Origin of the sequence: Comamonas sp. B-9, assembly GCF_000410635.1 — a bacterium.
Classification (GTDB): domain Bacteria; phylum Pseudomonadota; class Gammaproteobacteria; order Burkholderiales; family Burkholderiaceae_C; genus Comamonas.
Genome location: NZ_APCR01000509.1, coordinates 1 through 3,027 on the forward strand (window position 1 = coordinate 1; position 3,027 = coordinate 3,027).

Annotated in this window: 4 protein-coding genes; all 4 read right to left on the minus strand. The window is 64.9% G+C overall.

What is annotated here, in order from left to right; translation table 11 throughout:
- On the minus strand, positions 1–372 hold a 372-nt coding region (locus H928_RS26165), incomplete at its 3' end, for a hypothetical protein (protein WP_043338705.1).
- Between the two features lie 167 nt (positions 373–539).
- Complete coding sequence (miaB, locus tag H928_RS0104790; RefSeq protein ID WP_021025488.1) at positions 540–1,868, minus strand: tRNA (N6-isopentenyl adenosine(37)-C2)-methylthiotransferase MiaB; 1,329 nt, start codon at positions 1,866–1,868, stop codon at positions 540–542.
- Positions 1,869–2,039: 171 nt separating this feature from the next.
- Positions 2,040–2,480 (minus strand): hypothetical protein, encoded by a 441-nt coding sequence (locus H928_RS0104795; RefSeq protein WP_021025489.1) that lies wholly within the window; start codon positions 2,478–2,480, stop codon positions 2,040–2,042.
- Between the two features lie 77 nt (positions 2,481–2,557).
- A partial coding sequence (locus H928_RS26170; protein WP_021025490.1) for an EamA family transporter occupies positions 2,558–3,027 on the minus strand: 470 nt, incomplete at its 5' end.

Here is a 3,027-nt window from a genome sequence, read left to right on the forward strand (position 1 = left end):
GGCGCGGTACTGTTCGGGGGGGAGGTCGGGCACATCCTCGGCAGCATCGGCCTGCAGCATGGCCATCGTGACGGCGGCATCGCGCTGTGCGCCAGCGCTCAGCTCCTGCAGCAGGCGGGCCTGGTGCTGCTGCACCGCGGCCAGGGCCTGGGCGGGCTGGCCGGCCATGCTCCACAGCCGGTAGACGCGGCGCAGCTGGTCCAGGTCTTCGGGCTCCAGCGCGCGTGATGCCAGCTGCTGGGCGGCTGCGGCCTGGCGGGCAGGCCATTCCTGTGTCTCGTCCTCGGTGTTGAACAGCGCATCAACATGGTCCAGAAAGGCGTCAAGCGCCTCGCTGCGCAGTGCGGTGGACGGGTCGGACACGGATGCCATGGTGATGATGCCTTTCTAGTAATAGCGCATCCCTCATGCGCCCCCTGCATGCTAACGGGCCCCAAGGCAGGTGGGGCCTTTGCGGGCCACAAAAGCAGGGCAGAAGGCTATTTTCACCGTGTTTGCTGCGCCTGACCAGCGCGGCGTCGGCCTGCCAGCAATGGATCTCAATGGGTGATCAGCACTTCACCGCGCAGCGTATAGGTCATGGTCTCGGTGATGCGCACATCAACCATCTGGCCAATCAGGCGCTCCTGGCCGGGGAAGTTGACCACGCGGTTGCACTCGGTGCGGCCCATCAGCTCGCCGTTGTCGCGCTTGGACTTGCCTTCCACCAGCAGGCGCTGCACGGTGCCCAGGCGCTCTTCACTGATGGTCTTGATGTTGTGGTTGATGACGGCTTGCAGCTCCTGCAGGCGGCGCAGCTTGACCTCGTAAGGCGTGTCATCGGGCAGGTTGGCGGCCGGAGTGCCGGGGCGCGGGCTGAAGATAAAGCTGAACGAGTTGTCAAAGCGCACATCGTCGATGAGCTTCATCATCTTCTGGAAGTCCTCTTCGGTCTCGCCGGGGAAGCCCACGATGAAGTCGCTGCTCATCGCCAGATCGGGGCGGATGGCGCGCAGCTTGCGCACTGTGCTCTTGTATTCCATAGCGGTGTAGCCGCGCTTCATCGCCATCAGGATCTTGTCGCTGCCGTGCTGCACCGGCAGATGCAGGTGCGAGACCAGCTTGGGGATCTTGGCGTAGGCCTCGATCAGACGCGGCGTGAACTCATTGGGGTGGCTGGTGGTGTAGCGGATGCGCTCGATGCCGGGGATCTCGGCCACGTATTCGAGCAGCAGCGCGAAGTCGGCGATCTCGGCCGTGTCGCCCATCTTGCCCAGGTAGGCATTCACGTTCTGGCCCAGCAAGGTGATTTCCTTGACGCCTTGCGCGGCCAGTCCAGCGACCTCGACCAGCACGTCCTCAAACGGGCGGCTCACCTCTTCCCCCCGGGTGTAGGGCACGACGCAGTAGCTGCAGTACTTGGAGCAGCCTTCCATGATCGAGACAAAGGCCGACGCACCTTCAACCCGGGCGGGTGGCAGGTGGTCGAACTTCTCGATCTCGGGGAAGGAGATATCGACCTGCGGCTTGGCCTTGGCCGCGCGGGCATTGAGCAGCTCGGGCAGGCGGTGCAGAGTCTGGGGGCCAAACACCACATCGACATAGGGCGCGCGCTTGATGATCTCGGCGCCTTCCTGGCTGGCCACGCAGCCGCCCACGCCAATCAGCACGCCCTTTTCCTTCAGGTGCTTGATGCGGCCCAGGTCCGAGAACACCTTCTCCTGCGCCTTCTCGCGCACCGAGCAGGTATTGAACAGGATCAGGTCGGCCTCGTCCATGTCCTGTGTGGGTTCATAGCCCTGGGCAGCGCCCAGCACATCGGCCATCTTGTCCGAGTCGTACTCGTTCATCTGGCAGCCGAAGGTTTTGATAAATACTTTTTTGGACATGGTGCAAATCTCGTGGGGGCCCAGGGGCTGCGGTTGCAGGCCTGAAGAAATACCGAAATACGGCAGAAAGCCAGGCGCCTGGCGGGCGCACTGCTGCCTAAGGGGGGATGCGCATGTCGCACCGCCGGGCTTGACCGCAGCGGTCAGCCCAAGCGGCGGCGCCAATGCGCTTTATTTAAAGAGTCCGCTCCAGAAGCCGTTGTCGGCGCGGTCGCGTTTGAGGGCGGCTTCGTCGCTGTTCAAGATCCAGGCGGCATGCACGCGGCCGCTGGTTTTCTCGATCACATAGTTGACCGTCAGCTTCTGGCCCAGCACGGTGTTGGGGCGCACCGTCGTGTTTTGCGGGTTGTAGAGCTTGAAGGCCGGTGCCAGCAGCAGCGCTTGGTTGTCGATCGTGGCTTCGGTCGGGCTGGTGACCACCAGATAGCCACGCAGGGCCTGCGGAGGAAAGGCGCGGACGGGGCCTTGGAACGGGGCAAAGGTGGCGGTCTGGGCCTGGCTGGGCAGGGCACTGATGCCACCCAGTGCCAGCGCAAATGCGGCGAGGCTGGCGCGCGTGGCGCGTCGCAGGCGATGGTGGTGGGATGTGTGGGGTGTGGTGCAGCGGTTCATGGTGTATATCCAGGGGCTGGAGGCCGCATTTTACAAACACTGGGGGTGCCGCAGTCCGGCACTGGGGCAAGCTGGGCCTAGCCTGCAGGCGCCCGGGTGCTGATGACCAGGCCGGCCAGCACCAGCGCGATGGCGGCCAGCAGCGCAGGTGATGGCAGGCGCTGGTGCAAGGCCAGCTCCAGCAATGCGGCGGTGACAGGGCCCAGCGCCTGGAAAGCAATCACCAGCGATGCCTGCAGCCGGCCCAGCGCCCACAGCAGGCAAAAGTAACCCAGGCCGCTCGACAGCCCGATAAAGACCATATGGCCCCACTGCGTGGCAGAAAACACCGGCCACAGCGGCTGGCCCTGCCAGCTGCAGTACAGCGCCAGAAACAGCACCGATGCGGCCATCGCTAGGCCGCTGGTGGGCAGCGCCGGGTAGCGCCGCATATAGGGGCCGTACAGAATGCTGGTGGCCGCACCCACCAGGGTGGCGGCGAGCAAGGCCGCCATGCCGCTGCCGCCCAGCAGGCCCAGGCTGCCTGCGCCACCCACGCCGCTGGCAG

What these genes read in the sequence shown, in the direction of transcription:
- miaB (WP_021025488.1), bottom strand. Translation starts at nt 1,868, where the DNA reads ATGTCCAAAAAAGTATTTATCAAAACCTTCGGCTGCCAGATGAACGAG.
- H928_RS0104795 (WP_021025489.1), bottom strand. Translation starts at nt 2,480, where the DNA reads ATGAACCGCTGCACCACACCCCACACATCCCACCACCATCGCCTGCGA.